Source organism: Pseudomonas fluorescens Q2-87 (genome assembly GCF_000281895.1).
GTDB classification, from domain to species: Bacteria; Pseudomonadota; Gammaproteobacteria; order Pseudomonadales; family Pseudomonadaceae; genus Aquipseudomonas; species Aquipseudomonas fluorescens_S.
In genome coordinates, this window is the sequence record NZ_CM001558.1 from 1936220 (window position 1) to 1952014 (window position 15795).

Below are 15795 nucleotides of genomic sequence, written 5' to 3' on the forward strand. Positions count from 1 at the left end.
TAGGCGAGAACAGATATATACCTGTGCGATCGAGAAGAGTATGTAGAGGCGATAGGCATTGGGGTGCCGAGAGGCGGCATACGCGTGATCTCCTTATTATTTTTATTGCCGTCCATGATCAAGCTATAGCTTGAAGTTGGCCTGATAGTTCCATTCAGAAGTTTGACTGTCAAGCGTGTCGGGCCGTTCTGGCGCAAGGATTTTGTCACGGTATCGTGACAGTATTATAAGTCTGTAAAGGTGTGGGAAATTACCTAAATACAAACCTTCAACCTAAGTAGGAATATACTTGAAGCCCTGCAGGCCCGAGCATTGATGGAAAGTGAGTGTTGCCTCGGTGCGTGAGCCTTGTACCCGTGGTTGCGGCTGCACGAACCCATGACCGTGCTGATCGTCTACATTGACAGGGGGGATATCCCTTTTCTTGAGGGCACTACCATGTTCAGATCACGCTCGTTGATTGCAGCTTTTACCTGCCTCGCCCTGGTGGCGGGTTCCGAGGTTGTCGTAGCGGACCCGGGCAACGGCAAGGGCAACGCCCAATTCGATCAAGGCCCGGGTCAAGGGCACGGAGGTAAAGGCGGGCAAGGCAACAAGGGCGGACAAGGAAACCCCGGTAACAAGGGCAATCAGGGCGGCAAGGGAAACCAGGGTGGCGGCGATTGGCATAACGGCCCGAGCCTCGACCGTGGCGGCATCCTGGGTGTGATTGGCGGTTATCGCGATTATTGGAGCCCCGGCCCAGCGTTGCCGCCGGGAATTCAGAAAAACCTGGCACGGGGCAAGCCGTTGCCGCCGGGCATCGCCAAGAAGCTTGATGGGCGGCTGCTGGGGCGGTTGCCGCACTATGACGGTTATGAATGGCAGCAGGTCGGCACGGACCTGATCCTGGTGGCGATCGCCAGCGGCATCATCTATGAAGTGCTCAACGGTGCGTTCGACTAATTCGGAGTAATGCCAGTCAGTTAAGCGAAACGCCTGTGGGAGCTAGCTTGCTCGCGAAAGCGGCCGGTCATTCAACATTGATGTTGGCTGACCCGACGCCTTCGCGAGCAAGCTCGCTCCCACATTTTTTCCGGGTTGTTCTCAGGTGCCGTGTTCACCAGAGATCCCCTGTGGGAGCTAGCTTGCTCGCGAAAGCGGTCGGTCATTCAACATTGAGGTTGGCTGACCCGACGCCTTCGCGAGCAAGCTCGCTCCCACATTTTCCTCCGGTGTCAGGATCAGCTTTCCAGTTGCCGCAGGCGTTTGTACAGCGTATTGCGGCTGACTCCCAGCCGTCGCGCCAGGTGCGAAATGTTCCCGCCCACTGCTTGCAACTGACGGTTGAGGTCCTCGGCGTCGTTCAGGTCCACCGCCAGCGGCTCGGGTGTTTCCATCGGTTCCATTTCCAGGTCGACAAAGAAGTCGTCGGGCAGGTGTTCCGGGCGGATCGGCTGTTCCTCGGCCATCGCCAGCGCCACTTGCAGCACGCTACTGACCTGGCGCAGGTTGCCCGGCCACGGATGGCGTTCGAACAGGTCCAGCACTTCGCGGCTCAGGCCGGCCCACTGGGTCGGTTCGCGATGGTGTTCCCAGAGGCGTTTGAACAGGGCCTGTTTGTCGCTGCGTTCGCGCAGCGGTGGCAGTTCCAGGGTCAGGCCGCCGATGCGGTAGTACAGGTCTTCGCGAAACCGGCCCAGTTGCACCTGTTCGCGCAGCGAGCGGTTAGTGGCGGAGATGATGCGGATGTCCACCGGGAACAGCTCGGCGCTGCCCACCGGTTGCACGCAACGTTCCTGCAACACCCGCAGCAATCGGGCCTGGGTGGGCAGGGGCATGTCGCCGATCTCGTCGAGAAACAGCGTGCCACGGTCCGCCTTGCGGATCAGGCCGATGCTGCCCTTTTGGTTGGCGCCGGTGAAGGCGCCTTTTTCGTAACCGAACAGTTCCGATTCCACCAGCTCGGCGGGGATTGCCGCGCAGTTGACCGCGATGAAAGCCTGTTTACAGCGGGAACTGGCCTGGTGCAGGGCTTTGACGAAGACTTCCTTGCCGACGCCGGTCTCGCCGTGGATCAGCAGCGGGATGTCTTTTTCCAGCAAACGCTCGGCCTGGCGTACGGCTTTTTCCACGCGGCTGTCACCCAAGTGCAGCGTGTTGAGGCTGATAGCATTATTCGCCGGGGCAGGTGAGGGCGGTGTTTCGGTGAAAATCCGCGCCTTGATCGACACTTGGCTCGGACGCCGGAGCAAACACTGGAAACGATTATTTCCGGACGCTTGCAGGGCAAACGGCAGGCCGTCGGGTTGGTTCAACAGTTCCAGTAGCGAAACCTTGAACAGGCTTTCGATGCTGACCCGCGACAGGCTAAGGCCCAGCAGGTTGTCCGCCCGGCGGTTGGCGGAAAGTACTTGGCCACTCTCATCGAAGACCAGCAGGCCGGCCCACTGACTGTCGAGGTTGTTCAATCCGGTGTTGAAGGTCAGTTGGAAATGTTCACCGCGAAACAGGTTGAGGATCAGCCGATTCTCCACGGTCTGGCTCATCATCTTGACCATGCCCAGGGTGTGGGACGGCGGCAGGTAGCTGTCGCTGGAGACGTCCAGCACCGCGATGACCTTGCGCTCGGCATCGAAGATCGGCGCCGCAGAGCCGGTCATGAAACGGTTGGCCTTGAGGAAATGTTCATCGTGTTCGATGTGCACCGCCTGTTCACAAGCCAGCGCAGTGCCGATGGCGTTGGTGCCCGTGCTGCGTTCCATCCAGCTCGCCCCGGCGCTGAAGCCGTGGGCCAGTCGCGGTTCGATGAAGCGCTGGGTGCCCCAGGAGGTCAGCACCTGGCCCTGGTTGTCGGCGAGCATGATCAGGCAGTTGGAATTGCTCAGGATGTTTTCGTAATACGGCAAGACTTCCTGGTGGGTGGTCTGCACCAATGAATGCTGGCTTTCCAGCAACTGGGCGACGCCGTCGGCGGGCAACTGGTCAAATGAAGGCACGCTCTGATGGCTCAGGCCAAAGGCGCGGCAGCGGGACCAGGAAGCCTGGATGATGGCCTCGTGGGACAAGGCTGGAGCAGGTGCGGCCATGGGGCACTCTCGCAGGTGCTGTTTTTATTGTTGTGTCCAGTCTCGCACAGACTCCTTGTGCTGGGGCAGGCCTGAATACCACTTAATACACACAGAACGGGTGGGAGCGGGCTTGCTCGCGAATGCGGTGTGTCAGTGAACATCAATGCTGCTGATCCACTGCATTCGCGAGCAAGCCCGCTCCCACAAAGTCATCATCAGGCTGCCGAAAACGTTCATTCAGTGTTGTTCAAAATTGTTCATTGTCAACCTGTTCATTGTTCAGTTGTTCATTCGCGGCTGTTCACTTCTGTTCATCAATGAACCCATTTTTCCCTTCATAAAAAGTAAAAACAAAGCAGATCAATAGCTTGTAATTTCTGGCACGCCTTTCGCTTTCTAGCTCGGGTCGCTTGACTCCAAATAATAAAAAGGCCGAGCCATGTCATTAAAGCTTGAGCACATCTGTCGCACCGTCGAAGGCCAGACCTGGATCGACGATGCCAATCTGAGTTTCGAACCCGGATCCTTCAACGTCCTGTTGGGCCGCACCCTGTCCGGCAAGACCAGCCTCATGCGGCTGATGGCCGGACTGGACAAGCCCGACAGCGGCCGCATCCTGATGAACGGCGTCGATGTCACCAACCGCCCGGTGCGGTTGCGCAATGTGTCGATGGTTTATCAGCAGTTCATCAACTACCCGACCATGACCGTTTTCGAAAACATTGCCTCGCCACTGCGCCAGGCCGGTGTGTCCGACGAGGTGATCCAGAGCAAGGTGCTGGAAACCGCCCGGATGCTGCGGATCGAGAAATTCCTCAAGCGTCATCCATTGGAATTGTCCGGCGGCCAGCAGCAACGCACGGCCATGGCCCGGGCCCTGGTCAAGGATGCCGAACTGATCCTGTTCGACGAGCCGCTAGTGAACCTGGACTACAAGCTGCGCGAAGAACTGCGCCAGGAAATGCGCGAGCTGTTCCAGGCCCGCCACACCATTGCCGTGTACGCCACCACCGAGCCCAACGAGGCCTTGGCTTTGGGCGGTACGACCACGATTCTTCACGAAGGCCGAGTGATCCAGAGCGGCAAGTCGTCCTCGGTGTATCACCAGCCGCAAACCGTGCTGGCCGCCGAGCTGTTTTCCGAGCCGCCGATCAACCTCATGCCGGGGCGCATTGCCGGCAATGAAGTGAGCTTCGCCAATTTCGTGCACTTCCCTCTCAACGTCGATTTGCGTCCGGTGGGCGAGGGTGAGTTCCGCTTTGGTGTGCGTCCCAGTCATATCTCGCTGGTGCCGAGCAACGACGACGACCTCGAACTGGCGGTGACCGTCGAAGTGGCCGAGATCAGCGGTTCGGAGACGTTCCTGCACGTGCGCAACGAGCATTTCCTGTTGGTGCTGCATTTGCCCGGGGTGCATGAGTACGACGTGGACGCGCCGATTCGCATCTACATTCCGACTCACAAACTGTTTGTCTTCGATGCCCAAGGCAAGCTGGTCCAGGCCCCGGGCCTGCGTATTGCGAGGGTTGCCTGATGGCCGAAATACGTTTGCAGAACCTTGCCCACAGCTACACCAGCACCCCGGCGGGCCCTGAGGATTACGCGATTCGCGAGATGAACCACATCTGGGAACAGGGCGGCGCCTATGCGTTGCTCGGGCCTTCGGGCTGCGGCAAATCCACCTTGCTCAATATCATTTCCGGACTGCTCAGCCCTTCCGAAGGGCAGGTGATGTTCGACAGCAAAGTGGTCAACGAGCTGACCCCGGAGCGGCGCAACATCGCACAGGTGTTCCAGTTCCCGGTGGTCTACGACACCATGACGGTGTTCGATAACCTGGCATTTCCACTGCGCAACCAGGGCATGGCCGAGGCCAGGATTCACACCAAGGTGCAGGAAATCGCCGAGGTCCTCGACCTGCAGAATTTGCTGGATAAAAAAGCCCGCAACCTCACCGCCGATGAAAAACAGAAAGTTTCCATGGGCCGTGGGCTGGTGCGCGACGACGTGTCGGCGATCCTCTTCGATGAACCGCTGACGGTGATCGACCCGCACCTGAAATGGAAACTGCGGCGCAAGCTCAAGCAGATCCACGAGCAGTTCAACATCACCATGGTCTACGTCACCCACGACCAGTTGGAGGCCTCCACCTTCGCCGACAAAATTGCGGTGATGTACGGCGGCCAGATCGTGCAGTTCGGTACGCCGCGGGATCTGTTCGAGCGCCCGAGCCACACCTTTGTCGGCTATTTCATCGGCAGTCCGGGCATGAACCTGATCGAGGTCACCGCGCAACCCGGTGGCGTCGGCTTCGCCTCGACTCACTTGCCGCTGTCCGACAGCCTGCTGCGACGCGTCGCCGAAGCCGAAGGCAAAAGCCTGAAGGTCGGCATTCGTCCGGAGTTCGTCCATGTCTGGGACGGCCCCTACGACGACGCGTTGCGCGCCGATGTTGTCCACGTCGAAGACTTGGGCACCTACAAGATCCTGACCCTCAACCTCGACGGCGCACCGCTGAAGGTACGCCTGGCCGAAGACAAGCCGGTGCCCGAAGGCACTGCGTACATCAGCTTTCCGGCTCAATGGCTGATGGTTTATGCCGATGAATACTTGCTGGAACCGTTGAGCGAGGTACAGCCATGAATAAGGTGCAGAACAACAAGGCCTGGTGGCTGGTGCTGCCGGTGTTCCTGCTGGTGGCCTTCAGCGCCGTGATCCCGATGATGACCGTGGTCAACTATTCGGTGCAGGACATCTTCGATCAGTCCAGCCGTTATTTCGTCGGCGCCGACTGGTACAAACAGGTGCTGCTTGACCCACGCTTGCACGATTCTCTGTTGCGCCAGTTCATCTACTCGGCGTGCGTGTTGCTGATCGAGATTCCCCTGGGTATCGCCATCGCCCTGACCATGCCGACCAAGGGCAAATGGTCGTCGCTGGTGCTGATCATCCTCGCCATCCCACTGCTGATTCCGTGGAACGTGGTGGGCACCATCTGGCAGATTTTCGGTCGCGCCGACATCGGGCTGCTGGGCTCTACGCTTAATGGCCTGGGCATTAACTACAACTATGCGGCCAACACCATGGACGCCTGGGTCACCGTGTTGGTGATGGACGTATGGCACTGGACTTCACTGGTGGCGCTGCTGTGCTATTCAGGGCTGCGGGCGATTCCGGATGTCTACTATCAAGCGGCGCGGATCGACCGGGCGTCCAGCTGGGCGGTGTTCCGTCACATCCAGTTGCCGAAGATGAAAAGCGTGCTGTTGATCGCCGTGATGCTGCGCTTCATGGACAGCTTCATGATCTACACCGAGCCGTTCGTGCTGACCGGCGGCGGGCCGGGCAACGCCACCACGTTCCTCAGCCAGACCCTGACGCAGATGGCCATCGGTCAATTCGACCTGGGTCCGGCGGCGGCGTTTTCCCTGGTCTACTTCCTGATCATTCTGTTGGTGTCATGGCTGTTCTACACCGCCATGACGCACTCCGACGCCAACCGTTGAGGCCCGCACGATGAGCAAGAGAAAGCTGATTCCGCTGCTGATCTACATTCTGTTCCTGCTGGTGCCTATCTACTGGCTGCTGAACATGTCGTTCAAGAGCAACACCGAAATCCTCGGCAGCCTGACGCTGTGGCCGGCGGATTTTACCTTCCACAACTACAAGGTGATCTTCACGGACCCGAGCTGGTACACCGGGTATTTGAACTCGCTGTATTACGTGAGCCTGAACACGGTGATTTCCCTGGGCGTGGCGCTGCCGGCGGCCTATGCGTTTTCCCGCTACCGGTTCCTCGGCGACAAGCACCTGTTCTTCTGGCTGTTGACCAACCGCATGGCGCCACCGGCGGTGTTCCTGCTGCCGTTCTTCCAGCTGTATTCGTCCATCGGCCTGTTCGATACCCATATCGCCGTGGCGTTGGCCCACTGTCTGTTCAACGTGCCGTTGGCGGTGTGGATCCTGGAAGGCTTCATGTCCGGGGTGCCGAAAGAAATTGACGAGACCGCCTACATTGACGGCTACAGTTTCCCCAAGTTCTTCGTGAAGATCTTCGTTCCGTTGATTGGCTCGGGCATCGGTGTCACAGCGTTTTTCTGCTTCATGTTCTCCTGGGTCGAGTTGTTGCTCGCCCGCACGCTCACCTCGGTGAATGCCAAACCGATCGCGGCGGTCATGACCCGTACCGTGTCGGCGTCGGGTATTGATTGGGGGGTGCTGGCGGCGGCGGGGGTGTTGACCATTCTGCCGGGCATGCTGGTGATCTGGTTCGTTCGCAACCACGTGGCCAAGGGCTTTGCCCTGGGCCGGGTCTGAGGAGTCGATGATGGAATGGATGAACTGGACCGCCCCTACGGCGGCATTCTTCGGGGTCATTGCCTTGTTGCTGGCGGGCATGACCACTTGGGAGTTGCGTTCGCCGAGCATCCCTCGGCGGGGTTTCTTGCCGATTGTCACCACCCGTGGCGATCGGTTGTTTATCGGTCTTCTCGGTAGCGCCTACCTGCACCTGTTGGTGATCGGCGCTACCGACTGGAGCATCTGGATAGCGTTCGCGTTGTCCCTGGTGTGGCTGTTGGCAGTGATGCGGTGGGGCTAGTCGCGAAGGTTCGACGATCAGGCTCTTAAACCCAAACAGGAGGTCTCTATGTTCGATAAAAACAATAAGCTGCGACATAGCGTTTCATTGGCAGCCGTGCTGGCACTCAGCGGGCTGAGTGCTGCGGCCTGGGCCGACGCTTATGAAGACGCCGCTAAAAAATGGATTGGTAGTGAATTCAAGCCGTCGACCCTGACAGCCGAGCAACAACTCGAAGAACTGAAGTGGTTCATCAAGGCCGCCGAGCCGTTTCGTGGCATGAAGATCAACGTGGTGTCGGAGACCCTCACCACCCACGAGTACGAATCCAAAGTGTTGGCCAAGGCCTTCGCCGAGATCACCGGCATCCAGATCAACCACGACTTGCTGCAGGAAGGCGATGTGGTTGAGAAACTGCAAACCCAGATGCAGTCCGACAAGAACATCTATGACGGCTGGGTCAACGACTCGGACCTGATCGGTACGCACTTCCGCTACGGCAAGACCGAAGCGATCACCGACCTGATGGCCAACGAGGGCAAGGCCTACACCTCGCCAACCCTGGACCTGAAGGACTTCATCGGCACATCGTTCACCACCGCGCCGGACGGCAAGCTCTATCAACTGCCCGACCAACAATTCGCCAACCTGTACTGGTTCCGTGCGGACTGGTTCGAGCGCGCGGACCTGAAAGCCAAGTTCAAGGAAAAATACGGCTACGAGCTGGGTGTACCGGTGAACTGGTCGGCCTATGAAGACATCGCCAAGTTCTTCTCCGAAGACGTCAAGGAGATCGATGGCAAGCGCGTCTACGGCCACATGGACTACGGCAAGAAAGACCCGTCCCTGGGCTGGCGCTTCACCGATGCCTGGTTCTCCATGGCCGGTGGCGGCGACAAGGGCCTGCCTAACGGTTTGCCGGTGGACGAGTGGGGCATTCGCGTCGAAGACTGCCATCCGGTCGGCTCCAGCGTCACCCGTGGCGGCGACACCAACGGCCCAGCGGCTGTGTTCGCCACCACCAAATACGTGGACTGGCTGAAGAAATACGCGCCACCGGAAGCGGCGGGCATGACCTTCTCCGAATCCGGACCGGTGCCGGCCCAGGGCAACATCGCCCAGCAGATTTTCTGGTACACCGCCTTCACCGCCGACATGACCAAACCGGGCCTGCCGGTGGTGAACGCCGACGGCACGCCGAAATGGCGCATGGCACCTTCGCCACGCGGCCCATACTGGGAACAGGGCATGAAGCTGGGGTATCAGGACGTGGGTTCGTGGACGTTCATGAAGTCCACGCCTGAGAAACAGAAACTCGCGGCCTGGCTGTATGCGCAGTTCGTGACCTCGAAAACCGTGTCGCTGAAGAAAACCATCGTCGGCCTGACGCCGATTCGTGAGTCGGACATCAACTCCCAGGCGATGACCGACCTGGCGCCGAAACTCGGTGGCCTGGTGGAGTTCTACCGCAGCCCGGCCCGTGTGCAATGGACCCCGACCGGGACCAACGTGCCGGACTATCCACGCTTGGCGCAACTGTGGTGGAGCCACATCGCCGAAGCGGCCAGCGGCGAGAAGACCCCGCAACAGGCCCTCGACGGCTTGGCCAAGGACCAGGACGCAATCATGACCCGCCTGGAACGCTCCAAGGCCCAGGCCACCTGCGCCCCGAAAATGAACCCCGAGCGCGACGCGCAATACTGGTTCGATCAACCGGGCGCACCGAAGCCGAAACTGGCGAACGAGAAGCCTAAAGGCGAAACCGTAAGCTACGCCGAACTGCTGAAATCCTGGGAGGCGGCCCGCAAGTAAAACGCCATCCGCAATGAATGAACGGCACCGTAAGGTGCCGTTTTTTTTCGGTGCGCAGAATCTAAAGCGACCCCACATCAACGGTGGGAGCGGGCTTGCTCGCGAAGGCGCCATAACATTCTAAATCAATGCAAACTGACCCACCGCTTTCGCGAGCAAGCCCGCTCCCACAAAGAATTTGTGGTGCGCCCATTACCTGCAAACACCCCACAGGATCTCCAAGGGTTTGAGTATTAGCCGGGCTTGGCGGAGCTTGGCTGGGCGCGTCCGGCGACGGGTGTTGGGGCCGGTTTCATCAGGGCGTCGAGTGCCTGCCGGTAGGTTCGGCCCGCCAGGCTCATGCTGTTGTTGTGGGTGGCGCCGGGCACCAGCAGCAGGCGCTTGGGTTCCTTGGCGGCGTTGAACAGTTGTTCGCTGAAGCGCGGCGGGACGTAGCGATCGGCGGCGCCATGGACGATCAACAGCGGCATATTGATTTCGTGGATTTTGTCGATCGAGTCGAATTTCTGCGACAGCAACCAGCGTACCGGCAGGGAGGTGTCCGCCATGGCGGTGGCGACGTCACCCAGCGAGGTGAACGTCGATTCGATGATCAGCCCCCGCACCGGCACGACGCTGCCGTTTTTCGCAGCCTTCTGGCCGAGTTCCGCAGCGAGGTCCACGGCCACTGCGCCGCCCAGGGAATGGCCGTAGATCAGCCGCAAGGCCGGGTCCGGTTGCAGCGCTTCAAGGCGCTCCCAGGCGATCCGTGCGTCTTCATAAACGCTGGCTTCCGACGGCAAGTCGCCATGGCTTTTACCGAAGCCACGGTAATCGATGGCCAGCACCGAAAACCCCAGGGCCCGCAACTGCTCGATACGGAACAATTGGCCGGTCAGGTTCCAGCGCACGCCATGCAAGTACAGGATCGCTGGCGCGTTCTTGCGTTCGGCCGGCCACCACCAGCCGTGGATGTTTTCTCCAGCCTTGAAACGCTTGGGCTTGAGATCGAATTCCTGCAAGCCAGTTGGCAAGCCACTGAACCAGGTCGCCGTCCCCGGCTCGATGCGAAAGACCAGCTCCCGCTCCTTGTGCTGCAACACACTGCAGCCCACCGGCAGCCCGACCACCAGCAAGGCCATGCACAGTGACGCCAGCCAACGCCGGCGCAGGCGAGAGAGCAAAGGTAAAAGCATCGACATGATTCGCTACGTGAGACAAAGGATGCCTTTTAGCAGAATTCCTTCACGCGATGGAGGGATTTCGGACGGTTCACATCAGGCTCCCTAAGCCCTGGACAGACGTCCGGCATTCCAATCGAACTTAGCCCACCCACCTCACTCGAAAATTCATGACCCATGAACATCGAGGAGCACGCCATGACAACCCAGCAATCCAATGGACAAGCGCGGCCTGGCGAGGGCGCAGGGGCCGTGCCAGCGAAGGACGCGAACGGCGAGCCGGTCGAGGTCGTGAAACGGGATATACAGGACCCCAACCAGGCCACCGACAACGTGGACAAGGCGGTCACGCCCACCTCCATCAGGAGTCGGGAACAAGATGCCGAAAAGTTGCAAGACAAGGTTTCAGAGGTGGAAAAGAAACTCGATCGTTGAAGCGTGGCTGTGCGCCAAAGGCACGATCAATGGATATCCCAATACTCAGCCAACGCCATGATCTGCACCGCGGCGCCATAAGCCACCATCGGCACACCCGCCAGGCGCTTTTGCAGCACGAGGGTCAGTGAGTCCCCCGGAAGCAGGCTGGCGTCGCCAAAATCCCCGTCCAGTTGCAGCGGATGGACGATGACCTCCAGCGAACCTAGGCGCGGCGGCGCGGCGTGGTGCAGGTCGGCAGGCGTGCAGACGTAGTCGGCTGTCGCGCCGCACAGGCTGCGCATGCGGCGGTTGAGCAGGGTCTTGAAGATGCGTTTGCGCAGGTTCAGGTTTGCCCCGAGGTTGCGCGCCAGCCGCATGGGCACGCCTTGCCGGGCGGCGAAGCGCGCCACTACTTCCCCGATGGGCCAAATGTTGTGCACGTGTTGGTGGGAGTCGAGGTGGCTGGGACGCAGGCCATGGTCCAGGCAATGCTGCCATTGGGCCTGGAGTTCTTCTTCCACGGCGGCAAGGTCCTTCGAACCGAGGCGCAGGCAGTAACGGGACAGGTTCAGGTCGAATTCGCCGTTGGGGTTGCAGAACGCAGGCCGCGAAGTGATCGCCTGGCTCAGCGGCGAGCCATAACTGAGGTTGAAGTGCAAGCCGATACGCCCGTCGAGCAGTGGTTGGCGCGCCAGTTCACAAGCCTGCTCGAAACCCGGCATGTTGGCCATGGCCGTGGCGGAACTGATCACGCCTGCCTCGAAGGCCCGCAAGACAAGGGCGTTTTCGCTGTCGGTAAGGCCGAAGTCGTCAGCGTTGACGATCACTTGGCGAGGCATCTTTGTTCTCCTGTTTTTGGATCAAGGACGATGCCGTCGTCTCGTTTTTTTTGGCCCGGCGCCTGCCGACCCACGGCTTCAGGCTCTTCCATAGCCGTAAGGCGAACCCCAGGAGCAGGCCGTCGAGCTGCCAGGAGTAGAAGCTCCAGCGCCAGTGCTCCAGTTGTCCGGTCATGCGTTCATGCAGTTGGTGGCTGGAGTTTTCAAGGCTGACCCGTGACGCATCGATCCACCGCCAGTTTTCGTCCAGGCCCCAGCGAATCCACTCTTCGAGCAATACCCGGCCACTGCCCAGGTCCGCGTGCTGCGGCAAGAATGCCAGGTTGTAGTCGTACAATCGGCCTTGGTCCAGCAGGCCCAGGCGATAGCTGATGCATTCGCCGTTCAGCTCCAGCGTCACCACCCGCACCAGCCCTTGGGCAGCGAGGGCGGTGAAGGCGTGGGTCATCCATTGCCGGCGAATGGGGGTGGCGAAGATGCCGACACCTTCCTCACCTTTCCAGCTGGCGTCCTCGACATCGGCCAGGGCGCGCAACAATTGCCCCATGCTGATGGCGTCTGGCGTTATCCGGCGGATCTGTGCACCACACGCAGCGATTCGCTTGCGTGCTCGACGCAGCTTGTAGCGTGGATCGCCAGAGATCTCCTGATGGTCGCTGTCGCTGATCAGGTGCACCGGCACCCGGCAACTGAGTCGCCGCTCTCCGGTGGAACTCAGCGCCATCCAGGCGCTGAGGACGCTTTGCTCACCGACCGGCTCGATCACTTCATTCAATTGCAGTAATGCGTGAGGCAAGTGTTGGCGGATCTGCATCAGCGCCTGGCCCATGCCTTCGGCGTCCAGGCGTGCCAGCAGAGCGATGCGATCGGCCATTGGAAAACCCAAGTGATGCAGCACCCGAAACCCCAGCCCGCCGATACGTTCGAGTCCCGATATCAGGGGCAGGCAAAGACACAAAGTCTGGTCCCGCCAGCCGAGCAGCACACGCAATTGCTGCTCGGGCAACAGGGCGAACTCCGCCGCTTGCAGCCAGGCCAGGGTGTTGAACGGCGTTGCGTCGGCCACCTGGGTTCGCAGCTGTTCATAAGCTGATACAGGAAAGTCCGCCGCACCCAGCGAGCGACACCATTGGAACCGGATCGCCATGGGCATCAAGTCGCCGAAGCCGAGGCAGCCGGCTGGGCCGGTTTACGGAAGGCATCCAGTGCCGTGTCGGTGTAAGACGTATTGCGCAGGAACTGCCAGCGACCGAACAAGCGGTACAGGTGCGTAATCTGCCCGCGTTCCTGGAAGCCCATGCGAATATGCATCTTGATCGCCTGGGTGTTTTGCAAATCGCAGACGTCGACCATTGTGTTGCAACCCTGGTCCGCCATGACCTTCCACACCTCCAGCTGCATGTCTGCCGATATTCTGGAACCCCAGTATTCACGGATCGCCTCGCCACCGAACTGAAAGTACTCGCCAGGCTTGATCGCAAAGTTGCAGTGATAGAAATGGCGATCGAAATAGTCCCGCGTACTGGCCCAGGCGAACCCCACGGTGTCGCCCTGATCATCCAGGTACATCAAGCCTGTGTAGCCTTCGGTCGCCAGCTCGCGCATGGTTTCGACACGGTCGCCGAAGTGTCGGGCAAAAGCATCGGCATTGCTGACCGTGATGTGCTCCAGGCGCATCGGGGGATAGGGCTTGAGGTTATGCGGCGGGAGCGGGGTCCGCACATCGTGCTCCAGCCACACCAGTCGGATGTGGGAAAACAGGTAGCGTCTGCATAGCTGCTTTAAAACGGTGTGCAGACCTTTTTTCTGGATGCGATCACACAATTTCTGCAGAGCGTTCATGGTGCCTCCTGACGGGTGGCAGGTTGGGGGGGAAGGGGAGCTGTCCAACCGAGGGCGAACACGGTTTCCCCTGGCAGGAGAAAACCGACCTGGCCGGCCTTGCAATCAAACGTAGCGCTTTGGCTGCGGTTGTCCGGGCCGAAATACAGCAGGGTCATGCCTGGTTGAGGGCAGGCCGTGCCGTCGAGGCTGACCTGATGGGCTCGTGTGCTTTTGTTCACACCCAGCAGACTGCGTTGCTTGCCGGTCGCCATGGCCAGTACATCGACTTCAAAAGCATCGTTGTCCAGGCGCAATACCTGATCGAGCCAGTGCTGTTGAATGAACTGCTGAGCCAGGCCCACGGGCTTGAGCTCGAAGTGCTGATCGTCCAGCACCCGCACCATGCCTTTGGGGTATTCAGGTTCGTCGGCGAGCATGAACCAGTTGAGCATGTCGAGCCATCCATCGGCGGAGGCGTTGATCGCCACCGATGTCCACCACAAGGCGGCGTAGTGGGTTTCCTGGTCGTAAGGGCTCAGGCTCGAGCCGCTGGACATGTTGGTCTGGTCCAACAGCAACGCCTTGCGGGGCCGGCCCTGGCGGTCCAATCCAACCAGGTTGGCGGCCTGCCGGACACTGTCGCGGTAGACCCGGGTCGCCAGCAGATCGCGGACCATCCATTCGTGCCAGGCCAGGGCGTCGATCTGGTCGTCGGACGTCGCGAGCAGGCGCCGTGCCCAGTCGATCCCGCGTTTGTCAGCCGCGTTGTCGACGAAGGGGCCGTTGGTGAACCGGGAGCTGGCGGGTATGGCGATGCGGACACCGGCGCGTGCGTTGGCGGGGTCGGCGCGGACCTGGGCAGCCATGCTCTGGAACAGTTGCTGGAAACTGGCGAAGTCCGGGTAGTTCAGGTTTGGCTCATCGGCAAAACTGAGGTAATGGAGGCCGTTGTTACCCGAAGCCCGGGTCGACATGAGCCAGGCTTGCAAGCCGCTGAGACTGGTCCGGTCGGCCTGCAGATCGGCGCGGCGTTGGCTGGCGGCCAGCAAGGTAATGTCTTGGCTGATGCCGAAGCGGTCCCGGTATAAGCGTCGAAAAGCATCTTCATGATTGGCCTTGGCCGCCATGACATCGACGAAGCTGTAGAGGGTGGCCGCCTGGGGTTTGAGCGCATCGAGCACTGGGTAGCTGGCGGGCGGCAATAACTCATAGGGCAGGTATATGCCCAGCTTGGGGGTCGTGCCGAGCGCCTCGGCATACAACGTCAGGTGGGTCTGCCCCGGATCCTGGCGCAGCGGTTGCAGGTGCGACGGGTCTTGGGCGAACAAGTTGGCGGTGCCGTCCAGCCAGAACGCGACCTTGCCGTTGCCTTGCAGACGCAGGCGCCAGATTTGGTCGACGTCCGCCACCGGGAGGGCCACCTGATCGAATTGCCAGTAGGCCCGGTATGGCTTGAGATTCACTTGCAACTGCTTTGTGTCGTCGACACGCCGGGCTTGCAGCGCATTTACGCCGCCGTGGAACTTGCCTGCCAGCACGGCCTGCTCGCCGGCTGCGACTTTGAAATACAACTCATCGCCATCGTGGGCCTCAGCACTGAAATGCACCTTGGCCGGGGCAAACAGGGCACGGGTACGCGGGTCGTGTTCAACGCTATAGCGCCGAAAACTGTAGCCGGGGATTTCCAGCCGATAACTGGCGGTACCCGGCAGCAGCGGCCATTGCTGTTCGCCACGGGTCTGGTCCGCCTTGACCAGGCGTTCACCCACCAAACGTCCCTGGCCGTTGAGCAAGTAAAGATGTTCGGTATTGGCCTCGGCCTGCCACGCGGGCACCCAGCGCACGGTTACGCTGTCTGGCCGGTCGGTTTGCAGGTACAGGCTGCCGTCGCGGATACCGGTCCATTGCATGGACGCGCCATGGGCCACGAACGCCAGGGCCCAAAGTCCCAAAAAGACTCCCAGTTTCCACCTGCCCCGCACCGGCCCTATCGCGAGCAAGATCGCTCCCACAGTGGACCTAAGGTGGTAGCAGATATCGTGTCCGACACCGCCCCCCTGTGGGAGCGGGCTTGCTCGCGAAGACGGCGGTACATCCACCATCCTCGCAAGCAG

The 15795-nt window shown here is 60.3% G+C and carries 14 protein-coding genes; 8 read left to right on the forward strand and 6 right to left on the reverse strand.

All coding sequences use genetic code 11. The features are described from left to right. Positions 1–438 precede the first annotated feature (438 nt). Complete coding sequence (locus PFLQ2_RS18890; protein WP_003179827.1) at positions 439–945, forward strand: anti-virulence regulator CigR family protein; 507 nt, start codon at positions 439–441, stop codon at positions 943–945. 278 nt (positions 946–1223) lie between these two features. On the opposite strand, the gene PFLQ2_RS18885 is transcribed toward PFLQ2_RS18890, so the two are convergent. Next, positions 1224–3068: a sigma-54-dependent Fis family transcriptional regulator gene (locus tag PFLQ2_RS18885; RefSeq protein WP_003179829.1), complete on the reverse strand. Its 1845-nt coding sequence runs from the start codon at positions 3066–3068 to the stop codon at positions 1224–1226. A 421-nt stretch (positions 3069–3489) separates the two neighbouring features. On the opposite strand from PFLQ2_RS18885, the gene PFLQ2_RS18880 reads away from it, so the two are divergent. Genes PFLQ2_RS18880 through PFLQ2_RS18855 form a run of 6 tightly spaced genes read left to right on the forward strand, consistent with a single transcriptional unit; the run spans position 3490 to position 9441 of the window. After that, complete coding sequence (locus PFLQ2_RS18880) at positions 3490–4584, forward strand: ABC transporter ATP-binding protein (protein ID WP_003179831.1); 1095 nt, start codon at positions 3490–3492, stop codon at positions 4582–4584. Then, a complete protein-coding gene (locus tag PFLQ2_RS18875; protein ID WP_003179832.1) occupies positions 4584–5693 on the forward strand; it encodes an ABC transporter ATP-binding protein in 1110 nt (369 codons plus the stop codon). Before PFLQ2_RS18880 ends, PFLQ2_RS18875 begins: the two co-directional genes overlap by 1 nt. Next, a complete protein-coding gene (locus PFLQ2_RS18870; protein WP_003179834.1) occupies positions 5690–6556 on the forward strand; it encodes a carbohydrate ABC transporter permease in 867 nt (288 codons plus the stop codon). The genes PFLQ2_RS18875 and PFLQ2_RS18870 overlap by 4 nt, the downstream gene beginning before the upstream one ends. 10 nt (positions 6557–6566) lie before the next feature. After that, positions 6567–7367, forward strand: coding sequence for a carbohydrate ABC transporter permease (locus tag PFLQ2_RS18865; protein ID WP_003179835.1), 801 nt, complete (start codon positions 6567–6569; stop codon positions 7365–7367). A 10-nt stretch (positions 7368–7377) separates the two neighbouring features. Continuing rightward, complete coding sequence (locus PFLQ2_RS18860) at positions 7378–7650, forward strand: DUF2160 domain-containing protein (protein WP_003179837.1); 273 nt, start codon at positions 7378–7380, stop codon at positions 7648–7650. Positions 7651–7698: 48 nt separating this feature from the next. Then, on the forward strand, positions 7699–9441 hold the full coding sequence (locus PFLQ2_RS18855) for an extracellular solute-binding protein (protein ID WP_003179840.1): 1743 nt from the start codon (positions 7699–7701) through the stop codon (positions 9439–9441). A gap of 233 nt (positions 9442–9674) precedes the next feature. Here PFLQ2_RS18855 and PFLQ2_RS18850 read toward each other — a convergent pair whose 3' ends face one another. Further along, positions 9675–10616 (reverse strand): alpha/beta hydrolase, encoded by a 942-nt coding sequence (locus PFLQ2_RS18850; protein WP_003179843.1) that lies wholly within the window; start codon positions 10614–10616, stop codon positions 9675–9677. Positions 10617–10799: 183 nt separating this feature from the next. Here PFLQ2_RS18850 and PFLQ2_RS18845 point away from each other — a divergent pair, with 183 nt between their 5' ends. Next, on the forward strand, positions 10800–11036 hold the full coding sequence (locus PFLQ2_RS18845; protein ID WP_003179845.1) for a hypothetical protein: 237 nt from the start codon (positions 10800–10802) through the stop codon (positions 11034–11036). A gap of 26 nt (positions 11037–11062) precedes the next feature. Here PFLQ2_RS18845 and PFLQ2_RS18840 read toward each other — a convergent pair whose 3' ends face one another. The 4 genes from PFLQ2_RS18840 to PFLQ2_RS18825 are packed head-to-tail and all read right to left on the reverse strand — an operon-like array spanning position 11063 to position 15591. Further along, positions 11063–11857 carry a ChbG/HpnK family deacetylase gene (locus PFLQ2_RS18840; protein WP_003179846.1) on the reverse strand — a complete coding sequence of 265 codons (795 nt, stop codon included), beginning with the start codon at positions 11855–11857 and terminating at the stop codon, positions 11063–11065. Beyond that, on the reverse strand, positions 11829–13004 hold the full coding sequence (locus PFLQ2_RS18835) for a GNAT family N-acetyltransferase (RefSeq protein ID WP_003179848.1): 1176 nt from the start codon (positions 13002–13004) through the stop codon (positions 11829–11831). The genes PFLQ2_RS18840 and PFLQ2_RS18835 overlap by 29 nt, the downstream gene beginning before the upstream one ends. 5 nt (positions 13005–13009) lie before the next feature. Continuing rightward, the gene (locus PFLQ2_RS18830) at positions 13010–13699 is read right to left on the reverse strand and encodes a GNAT family N-acetyltransferase (RefSeq protein ID WP_003179849.1); all 690 of its coding nucleotides are present in this window, start codon (positions 13697–13699) and stop codon (positions 13010–13012) included. After that, positions 13696–15591: a hypothetical protein gene (locus PFLQ2_RS18825; RefSeq protein WP_003179851.1), complete on the reverse strand. Its 1896-nt coding sequence runs from the start codon at positions 15589–15591 to the stop codon at positions 13696–13698. The genes PFLQ2_RS18830 and PFLQ2_RS18825 overlap by 4 nt, the downstream gene beginning before the upstream one ends. Between the last annotated feature and the right edge of the window lie 204 nt (positions 15592–15795).